Raw genomic sequence first — 17,860 nt, forward strand, 5'->3', positions numbered from 1 at the left:
AAACACAGTTGAGTTGTTCATTGAATACATTACCGGGTTCCTTGCATAGTCAGGATTATTTTACGACTGAGCAGGAACCTATTTGGCATGAAAATAACGGTGTTAAGCGGCTTAATCGCGGTCATACTGACGGGATGTACGACTCCCGTGAAACAACCGCTCCCTCAGCCTTCCCAAAATAGCTTTTCTTCCGTGACGCTGACACGAAATATTCAATCAGTTTCACCGGATATTTATCAGCAAACACCCGAAGTCGTCCGTTATGGCCGCTATGTGCTGGTCAGTACAGCCCCGACAGCAGCGCAGCGTGATCCACTTTCCCAGTTGATTGATATTCAGCTCCCCGCATCCCAGAACCCCAGGGTGGCTGATGCCATGCGTTATGCATTGCGTCAATCCGGTTACGCACTCTGTGTGCCTGACAAGAGGAATGACATTTTATATCGCCAACCACTGCCGTCCGTGCACGCGCAGTTGGGTCCGATTCGGTTACGCACAGCATTGCAGGTGATGGCTGGTCCGGCCTGGCAACTGGAGGTAGATGAGGTGCAGCGCAAAGTTTGCCATCATTTACGCCAGGGCTATCAGTTACCGGTTCCGGCTAAACAACCGGAGCAGGGAGGCGGACGTTGATGAAATTACACCAGCTCGGTGTGTTGGTATGGCTGCTGAGTAGTCCGGTCTGGGCAGTCACGCCGACACCGTTAGCTTCGCAGCAGACACGAACGACTGAAAGCCAGCCGCAATCCCTGAATAATCAGGCTGAACAGTGGCAGTTAAGTACCGATGAATATCAGCGTTATCAGCAACTGATGAACGGGCCAAGGGGTATTCAGTCGCCGGGACTTGATCCGTTGACCGCATTAGGGATTGAAGCCGAAAGCGATGTCGAACGCCGCCGTTATGCTGAACAGTGGGTTAAGGCAGAGTTTGCCCGAACGGAAAAAGAGCTGCGTTTCCAGCGGGAAGTGAATACTGCCTGGCAGCGGCTGTTTCCGGATGTTTTGCCGGTCAATATGGAAAAATCGCGTGAGAACAATGGTCGGCTGGCATTGTTTGTCAGAGCCAAAGATTGTCCGCAATGTGACACCCGTTTGATCGAAGTGCTGGCTGCAAAGCAGCCGGTGGATATCTATTTGGTCGACAGCCAACGTAATGATGACACCTTACGGCAGTGGGCTAAAACGCATCATATTCCGGTTGAACAGGTCCGTAACCGACAAATCACGCTGAATCATGATGCGGGATACTGGTTCCGGTTTGGTAAAGGATTGATGCCGGCATTATTACGACAGGGGAAACAAGGATGGCAGGTCACGTCATTACCATGAAGCGGGTGAATGTATTCCCCATTATCGGCCTGTTATGGGTGACTACCGGCCATGCCAAACTGAACGTGATTGCCGATTTAGGCGGCAAAGATGCCTCGCCCTTTTATGAAAGCATTAATGCCCAGCCGAATTATCGTGCTACACAATCACACTCTTTCTCGCCAGAAGTGGAGGGGGAAGCAGCCATGCTGCCGGTTAACACACCGGAACTGACACCGGGAAAAATAGTAAACCGCTCACTGCAATTGCCGGGGATTGGCGCGTTATTTTTGATTGGCGATGATCCTGACTCTCGTCAGTGGCTAAGTCAGCATGCAGCCCGTCTGGCACAATTGCACGCGGTGGGACTGGTCGTTAATGTCAGTACAATGACTGGATTACAGTCACTGCGCGCTTTAGCACCGGATATCCTGTTATCACCGGCTTCCGGCACAGATCTGGCGCGTCGTTTGCAGTTACAGCATTATCCGGTGTTGATCACCGAAACTCAACTTTCTCAGCAGCTATCACCATGAGCCGCCGTTATGTGGTTGAAGCCTTGCTACGTCCGGCTGTCGAGCTGAATACCGCTGTGGTTTCAGCTGTGGCGGCATTTATCTGCATTCGGGCACCCTGGGCGATTGCACTGGCCCCCTCCGTCAGCTATATGATGGCCGGGGGTTTTACTGTATTAGCGATAATACGCACCTGGCAGGGTATTCAGGTTATCCGCTATCGCCGAAATCTGAGCCGTTTACCGCGTTACCAGATGAGCACAAAACACATTCCCGTCAGTCATCAGCGCTTGTTTCTGGGCCGGGGTTTTCGCTGGCAGCAGAAGCATACCCAGCGTTTGCAGGATACGCGGCGACCGGAAGTCGAACGATTTGTGCAACCCTCTCAGGTTTATCAGCTTGCCCGTTTACTGGAGCATCGAACCGAATACCGTTGGCCGGCATTGTCAAATCTGTTGCGCAAAGATTCCCCGTTAAATCCGGTGCGACCACTGCCTCCGGTTGGGGGCAATCCGATGATCCACGGTATTGAGCCGCAGGAAGCGGAAGTGTTTATGGATCTGCGCGAACGGGTCGGACATACCTTAGTTATGGGCACGACTCGCGTGGGAAAAACCCGGCTGGCTGAACTGCTGATAACCCAGGATATCCGGCGCGGTGAAGTGGTGATTGTCTTTGATCCCAAAGGGGATGCCGACCTGTTAAGGCGCATCTGGGCAGAAGCGCACCGGGCCGGCCGTGGCAGTGAACTGTCTCTCTTTCATCTGGGCTGGCCAGAAATCTCGGCACGTTATAATGCGGTCGGGCGGTTTGGCCGGGTCTCGGAAGTCGCTTCTCGTCTGGCGGGGCAACTCAGTGGTGAAGGCAACAGTGCGGCATTCCGGGAATTTGCCTGGCGGTTTGTCAATATTGTCGCCCGTGCGTTGGTGGCGCTGGAGCATCGGCCGGATTACACGCTTATCACGCGTTACGTCAATAATATCAGCGAACTGTATCAGCTCTATGCTACTAAAGTGATGGCAGACAGGCAGCCTGTGTTGCTGGAGCACATCAATCAAATCCTCGGCAAGCTGAAAGAAAAAGATATTCCGCGCAATATGCAGGGGCAGCCGGATGCGCTCCGGCTCTGGGCAATGGAAATGACGCTCAGTTCTGAGGCAGGTAAACAGCTCTATGACCCTATTCTGGACGGGTTACGTTCAGCCGTGCGTTATGACCGCACCTATTTTGATAAAATTGTCGCCTCGCTACTGCCTCTGCTGGAAAAACTGACCACAGGAAAAATCGCAGAGTTGTTATCACCGGATTATCTCAATATGGCGGACTTGCGCCCCATTTTCGACTGGGAACAGGTGATCCGCAAAAACGGCATTGTTTATATCGGACTGGATGCATTGTCTGACAGTGATGTGGCTTCGGCAGTGGGCAACAGCATGTTTGCGGATTTGGTCAGTGTGGCCGGGCAGATTTATAAATATGGCATGAATACAGGGTTGCCGGTGCGCCAGGACGGCAAGCTCGCAATTAACCTGCATTGTGACGAATTCAATGAACTGATGGGGGATGAATTTATCCCGCTGATCAATAAAGGCGGGGGTGCCGGTATGCAGGTCACAGCCTATACCCAGACCTCCTCGGATATTGAAGCCCGTATCGGCAGTCCGGCCAAAACGGCGCAGGTGATAGGCAACTTCAATACCCTGATTATGCTGCGGGTACGGGATAACCGGACAGCCGAGTTACTCACCAGCCAGCTGCCGGAAGTGGAAATCTACAGTAAGACATTGGTCTCAGGGCATTCGGATATTGCCGATGTCGAGCAGGGGCAGGATTTTACCTCGTCTACACAGGACAGGGTCGGCACGGTCAAAACGCCACTGGTGACGCCGGCTGAGATGATTAACCTGCCGAAAGGGCAGGCATTCGCCTTATTGGAGGGCGGACAGTTGTGGAAAATTCGCATACCTCTGCCCACCGGTGATGACGATGATGCCCTGATGCCGGCGAGTTTGCAGAACATCGCTGAGCATATGCGGCGGCACTACCGCACCAGTGAAAACTGGTGGGAAGAGAAGGGGTAATTTCGCGTCATGGCACAATCAGAAAACCCGTCCCGCACCACTTCCCAACCGCCCCGCAAGCATGGCCTGCTGTATCGTGTGCTGTGGGAATGGCCGTGGCAGCTCATTGGCTTTATTGTGATGTCGTGGCTGTTCAGCCTGTTACTGGAATATTTGGGTATGGCTTTTTTCTGGCCGGATGAGGGCGCGGCTCACAGCCAGACGATGATGAAAACCGAGCTGCAATTTTTATCCACGGAATTTACCCGGAGTCTGTTATTGTCAGAACCGTCACAGACGGTCTCTGACTGGCTGGCACAGACCTATCAATGGCTGTTTGTTGACAGTGGTTTTCTGCACTGGATACAGGGGAAATCACACTCTCAGCTTAATAGCCGCAATGATTTTATGCGTGAATTCAATACGGTATTACATAGCATATCGGGTTATTTGCGGGAATATGCGCTGGCGACGGTGTTTATCACGATGGTGACGCTGATCCGGCTGGCGATTCTGGTGCTGTCCGTTCCGTTGTTTGTGATGGTGGTGTTGGTCGCGCTGGTTGACGGGCTGGGGCGACGGGACTTACGCCGGTATGGCGCAGGCTATGAATCGAGTTTTGTGTATCATCATGCTAAGCGGGGCATTAAACCGGCTTGCACGATCCCCTGTGTGCTGTATTTATCGTGGCCGGATGTGGTGTATCCCACGGTGATATTGTTGCCTGCTGCGCTCTTGCTGGGAATGGCGGTGGTGATCACGACTTCGATGTTTAAGAAATACATTTAATACTCAGGGTAATGGAATACAAATATTGTAGTAGCGATTTAATCATAATGTTTTACTAATATTTATTTATTGCCTAGTATTTTGTTATGTGGAAATACTTGGTTATCTTTGATGAGGTTTTTATTCTATGTTGGTTTCTTCTTATGATTTTTACCCATGTTTATCAGTTATTAAAATCCTGCCTTCTTGGATAAAGCAAAATGGTAGTACTAAACTATTTGAAAAATGGCAGAAATCTTTTGTTTCTTTCTTTGCTAAAGACGAATTTAGCATGAAGAGTGCATCACTTATTGGCAGCGGTTTTTTATATATGCTTAATGGGAAACATCCTTGTATTGTTACAGCTGCACATGTAGTACATGACTTGCAAAAAAGCTCAGTACCTTTTTTTTCCATTGAGGGGGATAAATATATTTTTCATAAATTAAACGTTCTTTATAATGATAAGAAAGATTATGCGATAATCCCTTTTTCTGAAGAAATGCTCGCCCTTGAAAAGAGTTGGCTTTTTTTTAGTTCTGATGAAAGACCATTAATGAATAAAACTTCGTCTTTTGTCATAATGGGGTATCCATCATCAAAAAATGCTCTTCATATTGATAGGGCTAATAAAGGATTATATCCTTACAATATTACATTTCATAGTTTTCAATATAATAAAGAAAATGAAGATGTATATTTTTGGCTTGATGAAAAGGCTAAAAACAAAAATATAATATTTGAAGAGAGAAGTATTTCAAAATCTTTACCATTACCCTCTTGGCGAGGAATGAGTGGCTGTGTAATTGCTCAAATTATGGAACATCAGATTACAGGAGATTTTACACTTAGGGCTGTGGGTATACTTAAAGAGCATAAGAAAAGACTCAAAGATAAATATTTAGTTGGCTGCACATTTGTTCCTTTTGCTGACGAAGTTAACACTTACATTAGAAAGTACATATAAAGAATCTAATATAATAGAGATGCTACACTATGGCATGCAAAACGGTTTTCTGTTTTGTATGCCATAGTGTAGCAGACAAGCCGCTTGGCGGCGCGTCAGTTTTTCCGGTTAATGCTGATATTTTGAAGGCACATTTACGACTTGCGTCATGCATTCAAACCAGTCACAGGCCTGACAGGCCCGGTTGCTTCCCTTTGGATCGAAACAGTAATGTTCGTGCGAAGTATCTTCACAATACACTACGAATGGCTTATCGATTCGGTGCAGCTGAATAGCCGCCGCCTGTTCTTTGGAGGCCGGAAAAAACGCGCCACCGATGTCGGCAAACAGTTCGGTATCGTCCTGCTGTGCATCACAGTGTTCGCAGTGGTTTATCCAGTGCTGTTGGTGTAACTGTTGGCTGATGGCTTTGCGCAGGGTGTGGTGAAAACCGGGTAGCACATTACGCACGATAGACGGGATATCGACGAGATAAAACACAAATGCCGGTCTGTCCTGTTCGGTGTAGTCCACTTCCGTGTCGGGTTCCTCATCCTTCTCTGCTTCCAGTAATTGGTGTCCGGCAGGCAACATAAAGGCAGTGACGGTGGTGGGTTCATGACAGTGCGGACAGGGTATCCGGGTTTGGGCGAGATACCAGTATTCCGCATGCACATTGTAAAATGGCAGCCACTGCATAAACGGCTCAGGGTCAAAACTGCCATCGATATACCAGATTTGGGCGGCCGCATCCCAGTGTGCGCCCAGCTTTCGCACTGTCTCATACTCATCATCAGGGACATGTAAATCAATCCGCAGCATATTATTCCTTCATTGTGAAATCATTAATCAAATAAATTAGTCAGACTATTTAGCTAATTTTCATCAAAGCATAAAGAGTTTATTACTGATCTGATTTAGAAAACACCGCATCCTCGCACTCGGAGTCTATGATGAGGGGAGTCTTTATGCGTTGTTGCTTTTCGATATCCGGTTCTGTCTGTTTGCTGGGATTGACTGTATTGTGTATGCCACTGGCTTATGCGGCTGAGAAAGATGAGCTGGCCAGTGCCAAACGTCTGATTGATCAGGTTCAGATGGCACTGGAACGCGCAAACATCGCCGAAAAGCAGTCTGACACGTCAGAACATCCTCGTTATGAGTTTGATTATTCCCGTATCAGGGCGGATCTCAATACCCTCAAAGCCGGTATCGATCACTACCTGAGTCCTTCCCGCGAGCAACCCCGCGATCCGACGTCAATCATCGGTGATTACCGTCAGGAACATCCGCAATGACCCCTGTCCAACGCCATGCCTTTGAAGCGGCTTCAGGACACTTTGATGTCACTTTTTTATATCTGGTGTGTGTCGGCTTTTTTCTGGCCACGTTGTTTCTGTGGGCGGCTTGGGCGGCGGTGGAGGTCTGGAACGGCTGGGCGAATGAAAAAGTGCGTAATCAGACCCTCAGCCAGTTTGCTCTTCGAACCACAGTATTGCTGGTCGTGGCTGTCTGGATGTTTGCCAGTTGAATCAATGAACATAACAAAAAGGAACTGAATCACTATGAAACACATTTTTACCACCTGCCGTCAGTTCAGCACAAACCTGATGACCCGGATCAGCACTTTTCTGTTGCTGCTCGGTGTTTCCTGTGAGTCTGCCTGGGCCGATTTGCCTTCGATTGAACCGCCCTCAAGTGGGGGCCGTGGCGGATTAATGGGGCAGGTAAAAGGGTATGCGCAGGATGGCATTGTGATTGGCGGGCTTATCCTCTCGGCGGTCGCATTCTTTAAAGTGGCCTCGGCGGCGGTGGAAACCTTCTCCGAAGTGCGTGACGGCAAAGCCACATGGACCCAGTTCGGCTCGATTATTGTGGTCGGTATTGTGTTGCTGGTTGCAGTGATCTGGCTGTTGGCGAAATCGGCCAATATTATTTTTTAAGGTGCCGCGGATGCAGACGATCCCCTTTTTACCCGATCGCTTAAACGCTGAACCTGTCGTATTCCGCGGCTTCACCACGCCGGAGATGGGGCTGGCCGCCATCGTGGGGCTGGCCCTTGGTCTGGTGGTCAGCCTTCCCTTCATTCCGTTTGCCGGTTGGGTGATGCTGCCGACCGGCATGCTGATGATGCCGTTGTTACTGCTGAGTGTTGGCGGGCGCTGGCTTGCCACCTTAAAACGGGGCAAACCGGAAAATTATCTCTGGCAGAAACTGGCCGAGAAAAAACGCCGGTTAGGGCTGGGTGACCCGACCTTGATTATCGCGGCACAGGGCTGGTCACTACGCCGCAGCAGGCCAGCGCACCGCAACAGGAGAGGCGTGTGATGAGTCGTTTTCGTCATGCGGTCAGAAACCGGGACCAGCATATTCTGACCCTGCGGGTGGCGTGCGGTATTCTGGTGGGGGTGCTGCTGATAAGTCTGCTGGGTTGGATGGCATCCCCACGCAATCTGACTATTCATAATCCGCCGGATTTACGCAGTGGAAGCACCCGGGCGTGGTGGGAAGTACCCGCTCCCAGTGTCTACAGCTTTGCCTTTTATATTTTCCAGCAACTGCATGCCTGGCCGAAAAACGGGGCACAGGATTATCCGGCGAAAATTGAAGCCTTATCGCCGTATCTGACGCCGGCCTGTCAGGATTTTCTGCGCGAGGATGCCCGAACCCGGGCTGACAGCGGTGAACTGCTCGACCGGGTGCGCGTGGTGTATGAAGTGCCCGGCCGGGGCTATGAGACGCGCAGTGTGACGGTACGTGACCGCGATAACTGGGTGGTGCGGCTGGATTTGGTGGCGGATGAATATTATCACGCCGAACCGGTCAAACGGGCACTGGTGCGCTATCCGCTGAAGGTGGTGCGCTGGGAAGGCGATGCGGAGCGTAATCCTTTTGGTCTGGCACTGGATTGCTACGACGGAATGCCACAGAGGCTGGAAGCGCTGCCACCGCCAGCGGAAGAGAAAAAAGGCGTATTTCAATGAGAAGAGATGTATTTGACTGGCGCGGTGTCGGGCTGGGGCTGGTCAGCTTCCTGCTGTTCTGCGTTGGCGCAAAAGCTGATGAGCTGCTGACATGGGAGCGTATTCCGTTACCGGTTACGCTTCAGGTTGGTCAGGAGCGGATTATTTTTGCGGACCGGAATGTCCGTGTCGGTTTTCCGCCCTCACTGAATGATAAATTACGGGTGCAGAGCACCGGCGGGGCAGTTTACCTGAAAGCCAGCAGCGCGTTCCCGTCAACCCGGCTGCAATTGCAGGACAGTGAGAATGGCGAAATTATCTTACTGGATGTGACCGCCGGCAAAACCGATGCCAGCGAACCCGTGCGTATTATTTACCCGGCTGAAAAATCAATCGGTTCAAAAGATAAACCGCACTCACAGAGCAAACCATCATTGTCTACGCCCATTCCCGTGCTGTTAACCCGCTATGCGGCGCAGCAACTGTATGCGCCCCTGCGTACGGTTGAGCCGGTCAGCGGCATTCAGCCGGTGAACCTGCATCTGCCCGCCTCCATCACCACACTCTACCCGTCAGAGCCGGTTGAAGTGACCCCGCTGGCCGGCTGGCGACTGCATCATCACACCGTGATGGCCCTGAAACTGCGCAATACCGCCAAACGTATTATCTCGCTTGACCCACGCGCCTTACAGGGACAGTTCGTCACCGCCACCTTCCAGCATCGCTGGCTGGGAAAAGCCGGAACACCCGAAGATACCACGGTACTCTATCTTATTACCAAAGGGCAGCCGGATAACGCCTTAATCCCTGAGCCGGTCTCGGTAAAACCGGGAGGCCGTGATGCAGATTAAATCCAACAGTCTGGTGAAAATACTGGTGCCAACCGTATTGGTGATTGGTGGGTTTATTGGTATCAGGAGTTGCAGCTCAACAGAGAATAGCGTGCCGGATAAACCGCAGAATCATGCGCTGGCGACCCTCTCTCCGGAAGAGTTACAGGCACTGGGGGTCGGCGGGGATACGCCGGAAGATACCCTGCGCACGTTGGTCGGGACGCTCAATGCCGTGCGGGCAGAGCAGAAACGCTTAGACCAGCAGAATGCCGCGATGCGAAAAGAAAATGACCAGTTAAAAGGACAAAATCAGGATGTTGCCGGTCAGATAGAGGCTGCGGTTGCTACTATCCGGCAGGACGATGAACAGCGCCAGCGCACGTTACAGGACGAACAGCAGGGATTGCTGGCCCAGATTGATTTGCTCACCGAGCGCTTAAATTCAACGCCGTTGCCGATACCGGATAATCAGATACCACTGGGTAGCGGGCTGGCAGGGAGTTCATATTCTGCCGGCACTATCAGAGGACAGGATGAACTTATCTGGGTTACTCCGGCCGATGAAAAAGTTCCCGACAGGCAAGCGATGGGCAATGGAAAAACGGCGACTCAGTTTCCCACCTCTTTTTTAAGCGAACAACCGACCACTGTAAAAAATCATCCACAAGTTCCATCGGCTCAGGCCGACAACGAAAAACCGGTCTACACCCTGCCGGAGAATGCCACTCTGGTGGGCAGTCAGGCCATGACCGCGTTGTTAGGCCGGGTACCGGTCAATGGTACGGTCACTGACCCTTATCCGTTTAAAATTCTTATCGGCAAAGACAACCTGACCGCTAACGGTATCGAACTGCCGGAGGTGGAAGGCGCGGTGGTGTCCGGTTCCGCCAGTGGTGACTGGACACTGTCCTGCGTACGCGGTCAGGTCAATTCCATCACCTTTGTGTTTCAGGATGGCACCGTGCGTACTTTGCCGGGCAGCGGACAGAATCAACAGGGTATCGGCTGGTTGTCTGATGAAAACGGCATTCCCTGCATCAGCGGTGAGCGTAAATCCAACGCCAGTACCTATCTGCCGACCCTATTTGCCCTGTCCGCCATGAATTCCGCCGGCAATGCCCTGAACGAGAGCCAGCAAACCGCGCAAACCAACGGTGCCGGCGGCATCACGTCCGCGTTAACCGGGAATGCGGGACAGGCGGCACTTGGCAAAGCGGTGGCCGGGGGCATGAATGAGATGAGCGAATGGCTCAGGCAGCGTTACAGCCAGACCTTCGATGCGGTTTATGTGCCGCCCGGTGCAAAGTTAGTGGTGCATATCACACAAAGTCTGGCGATTGATTATGAAACAACAGGCCGTAAGGTGCGTTACGGTTTTAGTGGATCAGCTCAACGTCATCATCAGGAAGCCTTAGATTAATGGAAACGACATCTTCTCCATGGCTGTTTAGTGCCAGCCCGCCTTATTGTCTGCAAACTCATATAACGCCACAGGCTGAATCCACTCCGGTTCAGCTTGACTGGCAACCCGCCCGTACCCAAGGCAGTCAATTGACTCTCGCCAGCGGCCATGAATGCCGACGGCTGAATGACGGGGATTTTACCGTTTTTCGGCTGACCGAATTTCAGTGGCAATCAATGCTTGCAGGCAACAGCGAGGCTGAACACTGGGAGCGCTTGCCGTTTACTTTATCGGAACTGGCGGTACACCCGGAATTTGCCACGTTTACCCTGATTAGTAGCCCGGAGGCTCAGGGATGCGAAAAATAACCTACGCTATCGTGTTCGGTCTGACAGGGTTGCTGGCCGGCTGTTCAACCTCGAAAGACGTGTTGCTTCCGGCCGGCGAACAGACGGTACTGGCCATGTGGCAGGGAAACAAAGCGGGGCAGAGCGTAGCACAGGCCAGACAAACCCTGCACCGGGCATTAACCCCGGCTGAACGTCACAGGGCGTCAGAAGAACCCAACCATTACAGCCGTTCGGCAGAGCATGAAATCAGCCAGCAGTTTCCCCGCCTGCCCAATCCCGATATGGTGATGTATGTCTACCCGCATCTGGTGGCGGGCAAGACGCCGGTACCGGGCTACAGCACGGTATTCCCGTTTTATCAGCAGGTGCAGTATGCCCTGCCGGGTGAGCGCACGGAGGCTCGGTAATGGATAATCCCAAGGCATTGCACCGTCCCGGCAAACTGAGTGAAACGGATGAAGTGGCGATTTACCGGGCGAATCCCTCGATTATTGACTACCTGCCCTGGGTGGAATATCTGGAAGACGGGCAGTGTTTATTGCTGGATGATGGTGTGTCTGTGGGGGCCGTCTATCAGATTGAACCTATCGCTACAGAAGGACGCCCTGCCGAGCGGCTGCTTGAAATTCGCGACCAACTGGAAGATGCCATTCAGGACAGTCTGGACGAGGACGATATATCCCCGTGGGTAGTGCAGTTTTTTTGTCAGGATGACGATGATCCTGACAATTATCTCAATACCCTGCGGGACTATGTGAAACCGTGGGCGCAGGGGACCGCCTTTACTGACGCTTTTCTGGCAGAATCAGCACGTCACCTGAACAGCATTGCCCAGCCTGACGGAATATTTCAGGATAGCTTAATCACCGGGCAACCGTGGCGAGGACAGCAGCGCCAGACGCGTATGGTGGTTTACCGCTGGTTGCCTGCGCATAAATCGAAGGCACACCACCAAACGGTATCGTCGGTGGCGGCACTCAATCAGGTCTGCGAACGACTGGTTTCCTCACTGGCATCAGCAGGTATTGTGGCAACCCGGCAGGATGGCGGGCAGATCCACAGCTGGTTGCTGCGTCATTTTAATCCGGCGCCGGACTGGGGCATGGCCAAAGCCGATTTTTACCGGGCAGTGCGTTATGAATCTCCCACACAACCGGATCTCCCGGTGAATAATGACTTTGCCGAAAGCCTGTGGTTTACCCCGCCAGTATCGGATCCTGAGAACGGCGTCTGGTGGTTTGATGGTTTGCCGCATAAAGCCGTGCCGGTTGAGCGCCTGCGGCGCCCACCCGAGCCGGGCACCCTGACAGGGGAAGTGAAACGGGGAGACCATATCAATGCGCTGATGGATATGATGCCGGAAGGCACGGTGGTCACGCTGACCATTGTGGCGCAGGCACAGGATACCCTGGAAGAAAGCTTCACCCGACTGGCAAAAAATGCCGTAGGGGAAAATACCGAATCGCTGCGCGTCCGGCAGGATGTACAGGCCGTGAAGGAATTACTGGGACGACGGCATAAACTGTACCGCAGTGCACTGACTTTTCTGGTGCGCGGTCAGGGTTTGGATAATCTGAACCAGCGGGTGCATCAGCTTTCCTCAACCTTGTTGATGGCTGGCTTACAGCCTGTGCGACCCGAATTCAGTGTGTCACCGCTGAATGCTTATTTACGGGCGTTGCCGATGGGCTTTAATCCGCAGAAAGATAAAAAACACGGATACAGTCGCCTGACGTGGGTTCAGCATCTGGCAGGACTCCTGCCGGTGACCGGACGCTCAACCGGCACCGGGCATCCGGGCTTCAGCTTCTTTAATCGCGGTGGGGCACCGCTGACTTTTGATCCGATGAACAAGCTGGATCGCACCCAGAATGCTCACTTGCTCTTGTTCGGCCCGACCGGCGCAGGTAAATCGGCTACCTTATGTGCTTCCTTAGTGCAACTGATGGCGATCCACCGTCCGCGTCTGTTTATTGTCGAAGCGGGCAACAGTTTTGGCTTGCTGGCTGATTACTATGAAAGTCTGGGGCTGACGGTGAATAAAATTGGTATCAAACCGGGTTGTGGCGTCAGTCTGGCCCTGTTTGCTGATGCGCATCAGTTACTGAAACTCAGTCCCAAACAATTACGGATTAATGAAGCCGATATTCCGGAGACGGATGAAACACAGGAAGACGGCGATGAACAGCGTGATATTCTGGGGGAAATGGAAATTGCCGCTCGGCTGATGATCACCGGCGGTGAGAAAAAAGAAGAAGAACGTCTGACCCGTTCAGATCGCGGATTAATTCGTGAAGCGATTATGTTAGCCGCACAGACCAGCTATGAGGCAGGGCATCAGATGGTGGCCTCGGATTTACAGAATGCACTGTATGCCATTGCCCGCAACCATCAGCAGGATGAACACGGCCAGCCGTTAATTACGGCACACCGCCGGGCACGGGCCGATGAAATGGCCGGGGCCATGTCAATGTTTACGCAGGGCTTTGAAGGCGAACTATTCAACCAACCCGGCACCCCGTGGCCGGAAGTGGATGTGACGTTAATTGATTTGGGGACACTGGCCCGTGAAAATTACTCGGCCCAGATGGCACTGGCGATGGTGTCACTGATTAACACCGTCAATAACCTCGCCGAACGCGACCAGTATCAGGACAGGGAACTGCAACTGGTGATAGACGAAGGGCATATCACCACCACCAACCCGCTGTTGTCTCCCTATATGACCAAAGTCGTCAAGATGTGGCGTAAACTGGGCGCCTGGTTGTGGCTGGCCACGCAAAACCTCGCTGACTACCCGGATACCGCTGAAAAGATGCTGAATATGGCCGAATGGTGGTTATGTCTGACCATGCCGCCGGATGAAGTGGAGCAAATCGCCCGGTTCAAGAAACTCAATGAAGAACAAAAAGCCGTACTGCTTTCTGCCAGTAAACTCCCGCGTTGTTATACCGAAGGCGTGGTGCTGGCGAAAAAAATAGAAGCGTTATTCCGGGTTGTGCCACCGAGCCTGTATCTGGCACTGGGGATGACGGAAAAAGAAGAAAAAGCCGAACGGCGGGCGTTAATGCGGGCACACCAGTGCAGTGAACTGGAGGCGGCGGTGTTGGTCGCAAGGAGGATGGATGTGGCGCGGGGGTTACAGGTTGATCCCGACCATCCTGTATAAACGTGGGTAACATGGCCTGCTATTTCTATGGAGACAGGCCACACTGGAAGGTAGATGCTTTATCACATGATTTTTTCATCCTGAAGATAGCTCATATTCATAAACACATCACATAAGCTCACATTTTTAGGCACAATGATACTGATATCATATTTTTTTGAACTGAAAAGAAAGGAAAAAAGATCCCGGCCATTTTCCAGTTTTCTTGTCTTATCGAGCGAGTCAAAATAGCGGTAGATCTCTGAGACGACTTTTTTATGTATTTCATTTTTAACTAAATCATCTCTCTGATAGGGACTTTCATAGCTCCCACAGTACAGTTTACGAAGAGAAAGAATATCTTCTTCTTCTTCATCCCCGGGGGACCTGATTAAGGCCATGATTTCATCCGTGCGATCTTTCTTGACGCCGGTAAAAAAATCCTGAATACATTGCTGTAACTGAGGTGTACATTCTCCCTGTGGTTTCGGCCGTTTGACTTCTTCAAACGTAGATTGTTCCGCCGACATTTTTAACATATCCGTCATGATATTTTTAAACTCGTCCGGACATTGGGTTTGCTTGACTTCGGCATAAACACAGCGGCCATAATAACCGGAATTGTAGGTGTAATTGTATTTTCTGATGGTCAGAACATAGGTTCCCGGCGGAGGTTCATACCCGCTGATTTCAGAGGATTCATAGGCGAATTTGAAGTAGATCCCGTTTTTTTTGTTATAACCGATCAAATTTCCTGCCGTCTCAAAATCGGTGACAGTGCATCCATGATCGCAATAAAAGGGGATCTCACCATTAATAAAAAGAAACCAGCCTTCCGGGAAAGTTATTGTGTTTTGCATTGGGTTTATCATGTATTGTCGTCCTTTTCAAAATGTATGATTGTGGTTATAAGAGTATGTCATGAACTTTATATGATAGGGACTACCATAGAGCTAACATAACTTGGACGTTTTTCAGGATAATAAAACAGGAAGATCACGCAGATCTTTCCGGCTTTATTACTTTAATTATAAATATCTCTATCTTCAGCTTTTTCTATAAATAAATCTTGTAAGCCACCTTGTATTTCTTCATTTTCATATAATAATGTAAAGTCGCCATCAATATTTGGAGGAAAATGAGAACCATCAATAGTTCCAAAGATAGTTGATGCGGTATCAGACATTATTACCTTAAAGAAATTAAAAATAGCCACTTGATCTTCATTATCTAATTTTGATAATGCTCTCTTAGCTTTTGAATATACTCCTACTCGATTACTGTCTGATGAGTTTGTTAAATTATCCTTGTAATTCTTAAAGTTATCATCAAACAGCTCATTAAAAATCGATTCTACTACTTTTTCATCATTTTTCATTTTATTACCTTATCAACACATTTGAATCTGACCTCTGGAGACATTCTCTGATTCATATCAATAAGATCTTTAAGTACCTTATTCGGTATTTCAGGATAAACCCGCCTCAATTCCGCCTCAATTCTCTTATATCACGAGCAACCAATTCCCTAGCATTAGTAAATTTCTCACCCGTTTTTGAGTTTTTTGTGCTTCTTGATACAACACCTAAATCTCCTCTGGATATTGTATGTCCAGATTTTGGCACTAAAATAGCTGGCCCAGTATTTGGATCATAGTTTTTCACAAGGTTTTTCATTATTGCTTTTTGGCCAGCATGGTGAGCATCAAGGCCTAAATTCTTACCTTTGACTAATCCCCTCAATGTTCCATATTCATCAACGACCCAGTCTTTTATTCCAGAAGCAGAACAAGGTGTTAATCCTAGTGGGTCGATCCAACCCGTTGGATTTGATACGTAAGCATAGGGATTTTTTCCTCCCAGCAATCCCAAGGGGTCTGGCGTCAGATACACACCAGCAACAGACGAGAAATATCTGTATCGATTATAAACCAGACCACTCTCTTCATCCAGCCATTGGCTGGCCAATGGCTGACCGGGATCGTATTGTGCATTTTCACCTGCGGCTTTCAGCCGCATCCCGTACAGGCTCTGTTGTGGCTGCCGCCAGACACGGTAGCCTTGCGGGTCAAACAGTGCCAAGGGTTCTCCTGTCGGCGCACATAACAGCATATTGTGTTTGCACTTCCCCCGCCATCAGTTCACTGCGATTTTCCGGGTCGGGGGTGAAGAACTGGATTTGCTGCTCCAGCAACTGCTAGACGTCAAAGACCAGATGCCGGATACTGTACAGCCTGTGATGCCGGTATACGCGAATTTCGGCCGGCACATCTCCGTCCCACAGATAAGTGGTGCGCATACCGGTTTATTCACAGATTTTTTCGGTGCGTCGCCCGAAGGCATCGTAGCGATAATCCCATTGCTGGCCGCCAGAGGTTTGTAGCCCGGTAAGCTGATTCTGACTGTTCCAGCGGAACTTGGTCAGTTGTGGGCGATGGCCTTCCTGCCACAACTGCATGGCGGTCATGCGACCCGCATCATCGTATTCAAACAGATGCTGCCTGAGCTGGCGTAACCGGTGGTCTTTCTGGTACAGCCATTCCCCGTCAATCTCGTTCAGCCCGTCAAAACGACGGGATGGGTAATTACCCGGGTAATATCCCCCACTGCCCACGGTATAGATACAGCGTCCCTGATCATCATAGCGGTAATCCACGGCCGTCTAGTCACCGTCATGCCAGCGGCTAATCAACCCCTGTTCGTTATATTCATAAAACAAATGCGAGTGCTGACAACTGTCCGCGTCCGCGAGCCAGCCATTATCATGGTAACCATACCGTGCCATCACCTCATTGAGGCCATTATCGCTCCGGCGAATTTCTTGCAGTAGCCCATATTCACGATATAACAGCACCAGCTCAGGCCCATCACTGTGCGTGACCTTGAACAATTGGAGCTGTTCACTGTAATGGAAATCTACGGTATTACCGTGACGGTCACGCAACGCACCCAATTTCCATGTTTGGTGCCCTTCATCGCCGGATACCCGTACCATTCGGCAACAGTATGAACGCCAACAAGAACAGTTCAGTGAGATTAAGCTACGGATGCGGAAACTGATTGGGGATTATCAGGCAGAATATTGAGTTACTTCCTTCACATATTCATTTGATATAACCTATTCAGCCAAGATAGATTTCATTCATTATCTTGGCTGATTTCTAGATATTTATATTCCTAAATTATAAATATTATCAGCTTCCTTATCCCCATCTTCCTCCATATCTACGCTACCTAAAGCCCCCAAGTCTAGGCTGTAAATAACATCACTTTCCTTACCTTTTTCTACATAAATAAAATAACCAAGATCACCATCTTGACCAATTAAAAAATAATTACTCTCAACATCCTGAATAGCATATGTTTTATTCCTTTCAAGGACATAGTCGAAATTATAAACGTAGATATTCTCTTGTTCTTTTCCGGTTATCTCAATATAAGGCTTATCTTGAATTTCCTCGGACAAAAATTTCCTATAGTAATTAGGAAATTTAATATCCATTTCTTTTTCAATAAAATCTAATCTTTCTAAAACATCTTCTTTATTCATAAAATTTTCCTCTTGA

23 protein-coding genes are annotated in these 17,860 nt (G+C 50.1%); 16 read left to right on the plus strand and 7 right to left on the minus strand.

What is annotated here, in order from left to right; genetic code table 11:
* The first annotated feature begins 87 nt into the window (after positions 1-87).
* From pilL2 to AAC855_RS11565, 6 genes are all read left to right on the plus strand, one after another.
* Complete coding sequence (gene pilL2, locus AAC855_RS11540) at positions 88-633, plus strand: PFGI-1 class ICE element type IV pilus protein PilL2 (protein WP_340609733.1); 546 nt, start codon at positions 88-90, stop codon at positions 631-633.
* Positions 633-1,331, plus strand: coding sequence for a TIGR03759 family integrating conjugative element protein (locus AAC855_RS11545; RefSeq protein ID WP_340609735.1), 699 nt, complete (start codon positions 633-635; stop codon positions 1,329-1,331). The genes pilL2 and AAC855_RS11545 overlap by 1 nt, the downstream gene beginning before the upstream one ends.
* Complete coding sequence (locus AAC855_RS11550; RefSeq protein WP_340609737.1) at positions 1,307-1,846, plus strand: integrating conjugative element protein; 540 nt, start codon at positions 1,307-1,309, stop codon at positions 1,844-1,846. The genes AAC855_RS11545 and AAC855_RS11550 overlap by 25 nt, the downstream gene beginning before the upstream one ends.
* Positions 1,843-3,906: a type IV conjugative transfer system coupling protein TraD gene (traD, locus tag AAC855_RS11555; RefSeq protein ID WP_340609739.1), complete on the plus strand. Its 2,064-nt coding sequence runs from the start codon at positions 1,843-1,845 to the stop codon at positions 3,904-3,906. Before AAC855_RS11550 ends, traD begins: the two co-directional genes overlap by 4 nt.
* Before the next feature lie 9 nt (positions 3,907-3,915).
* A complete protein-coding gene (locus tag AAC855_RS11560; RefSeq protein ID WP_340609741.1) occupies positions 3,916-4,674 on the plus strand; it encodes a TIGR03747 family integrating conjugative element membrane protein in 759 nt (252 codons plus the stop codon).
* A 127-nt stretch (positions 4,675-4,801) separates the two neighbouring features.
* Complete coding sequence (locus AAC855_RS11565; protein WP_228860274.1) at positions 4,802-5,620, plus strand: S1 family peptidase; 819 nt, start codon at positions 4,802-4,804, stop codon at positions 5,618-5,620.
* 108 nt (positions 5,621-5,728) lie between these two features.
* Here the strand turns inward: AAC855_RS11565 and AAC855_RS11570 are convergent, their stop codons facing one another.
* Positions 5,729-6,421, minus strand: a complete 693-nt coding sequence (locus AAC855_RS11570; RefSeq protein WP_340609743.1) for a DUF5710 domain-containing protein — start codon at positions 6,419-6,421, stop codon at positions 5,729-5,731.
* 146 nt (positions 6,422-6,567) lie between these two features.
* Between AAC855_RS11570 and AAC855_RS11575 the strand changes: the two genes are divergently transcribed.
* The 10 genes from AAC855_RS11575 (at position 6,568) to AAC855_RS11620 (ending at position 14,316) form a co-directional block, all read left to right on the plus strand.
* Complete coding sequence (locus AAC855_RS11575; protein ID WP_228860276.1) at positions 6,568-6,897, plus strand: integrative conjugative element protein, RAQPRD family; 330 nt, start codon at positions 6,568-6,570, stop codon at positions 6,895-6,897.
* A complete protein-coding gene (locus AAC855_RS11580) occupies positions 6,894-7,130 on the plus strand; it encodes a TIGR03758 family integrating conjugative element protein (RefSeq protein WP_340609745.1) in 237 nt (78 codons plus the stop codon). The genes AAC855_RS11575 and AAC855_RS11580 overlap by 4 nt, the downstream gene beginning before the upstream one ends.
* A gap of 79 nt (positions 7,131-7,209) precedes the next feature.
* A complete protein-coding gene (locus AAC855_RS11585) occupies positions 7,210-7,542 on the plus strand; it encodes a TIGR03745 family integrating conjugative element membrane protein (protein ID WP_340609810.1) in 333 nt (110 codons plus the stop codon).
* Positions 7,543-7,552: 10 nt separating this feature from the next.
* The gene (locus AAC855_RS11590) at positions 7,553-7,927 is read left to right on the plus strand and encodes a TIGR03750 family conjugal transfer protein (RefSeq protein ID WP_340609747.1); all 375 of its coding nucleotides are present in this window, start codon (positions 7,553-7,555) and stop codon (positions 7,925-7,927) included.
* On the plus strand, positions 7,927-8,583 hold the full coding sequence (locus tag AAC855_RS11595; RefSeq protein WP_340609749.1) for a PFL_4703 family integrating conjugative element protein: 657 nt from the start codon (positions 7,927-7,929) through the stop codon (positions 8,581-8,583). Before AAC855_RS11590 ends, AAC855_RS11595 begins: the two co-directional genes overlap by 1 nt.
* Entirely contained in the window at positions 8,580-9,413 is an 834-nt protein-coding gene (locus AAC855_RS11600) for a TIGR03749 family integrating conjugative element protein (RefSeq protein ID WP_340609750.1), read from the plus strand. Before AAC855_RS11595 ends, AAC855_RS11600 begins: the two co-directional genes overlap by 4 nt.
* Entirely contained in the window at positions 9,403-10,815 is a 1,413-nt protein-coding gene (locus AAC855_RS11605; RefSeq protein ID WP_340609752.1) for a TIGR03752 family integrating conjugative element protein, read from the plus strand. Before AAC855_RS11600 ends, AAC855_RS11605 begins: the two co-directional genes overlap by 11 nt.
* Complete coding sequence (locus AAC855_RS11610) at positions 10,815-11,165, plus strand: hypothetical protein (protein WP_340609754.1); 351 nt, start codon at positions 10,815-10,817, stop codon at positions 11,163-11,165. The genes AAC855_RS11605 and AAC855_RS11610 overlap by 1 nt, the downstream gene beginning before the upstream one ends.
* Positions 11,153-11,554, plus strand: a complete 402-nt coding sequence (locus AAC855_RS11615) for a TIGR03751 family conjugal transfer lipoprotein (protein WP_340609755.1) — start codon at positions 11,153-11,155, stop codon at positions 11,552-11,554. The genes AAC855_RS11610 and AAC855_RS11615 overlap by 13 nt, the downstream gene beginning before the upstream one ends.
* The gene (locus tag AAC855_RS11620; RefSeq protein WP_340609757.1) at positions 11,554-14,316 is read left to right on the plus strand and encodes a conjugative transfer ATPase; all 2,763 of its coding nucleotides are present in this window, start codon (positions 11,554-11,556) and stop codon (positions 14,314-14,316) included. Before AAC855_RS11615 ends, AAC855_RS11620 begins: the two co-directional genes overlap by 1 nt.
* A 62-nt stretch (positions 14,317-14,378) precedes the next feature.
* Here the strand turns inward: AAC855_RS11620 and AAC855_RS11625 are convergent, their stop codons facing one another.
* The 6 genes from AAC855_RS11625 to AAC855_RS11650 all read right to left on the minus strand — a co-directional run bounded on the left by AAC855_RS11625 (position 14,379) and on the right by AAC855_RS11650 (position 17,844).
* Entirely contained in the window at positions 14,379-15,167 is a 789-nt protein-coding gene (locus AAC855_RS11625) for a hypothetical protein (protein ID WP_340609759.1), read from the minus strand.
* 152 nt (positions 15,168-15,319) lie between these two features.
* A complete protein-coding gene (locus AAC855_RS11630) occupies positions 15,320-15,673 on the minus strand; it encodes a hypothetical protein (protein WP_340609761.1) in 354 nt (117 codons plus the stop codon).
* 106 nt (positions 15,674-15,779) lie between these two features.
* Entirely contained in the window at positions 15,780-16,406 is a 627-nt protein-coding gene (locus tag AAC855_RS11635; protein WP_340609762.1) for an RHS repeat domain-containing protein, read from the minus strand.
* Positions 16,407-16,599: 193 nt separating this feature from the next.
* On the minus strand, positions 16,600-16,950 hold the full coding sequence (locus tag AAC855_RS11640; protein WP_340609764.1) for an RHS repeat domain-containing protein: 351 nt from the start codon (positions 16,948-16,950) through the stop codon (positions 16,600-16,602).
* 6 nt (positions 16,951-16,956) lie between these two features.
* A complete protein-coding gene (locus AAC855_RS11645; RefSeq protein ID WP_340609766.1) occupies positions 16,957-17,289 on the minus strand; it encodes a hypothetical protein in 333 nt (110 codons plus the stop codon).
* Between the two features lie 174 nt (positions 17,290-17,463).
* Positions 17,464-17,844 carry an SMI1/KNR4 family protein gene (locus AAC855_RS11650; RefSeq protein ID WP_340609768.1) on the minus strand — a complete coding sequence of 127 codons (381 nt, stop codon included), beginning with the start codon at positions 17,842-17,844 and terminating at the stop codon, positions 17,464-17,466.
* Positions 17,845-17,860: the final 16 nt, after the last annotated feature.

The sequence above is a fragment of the Xenorhabdus bharatensis genome (assembly GCF_037996705.1).
Taxonomy (GTDB): Bacteria; Pseudomonadota; Gammaproteobacteria; order Enterobacterales; family Enterobacteriaceae; genus Xenorhabdus; species Xenorhabdus bharatensis.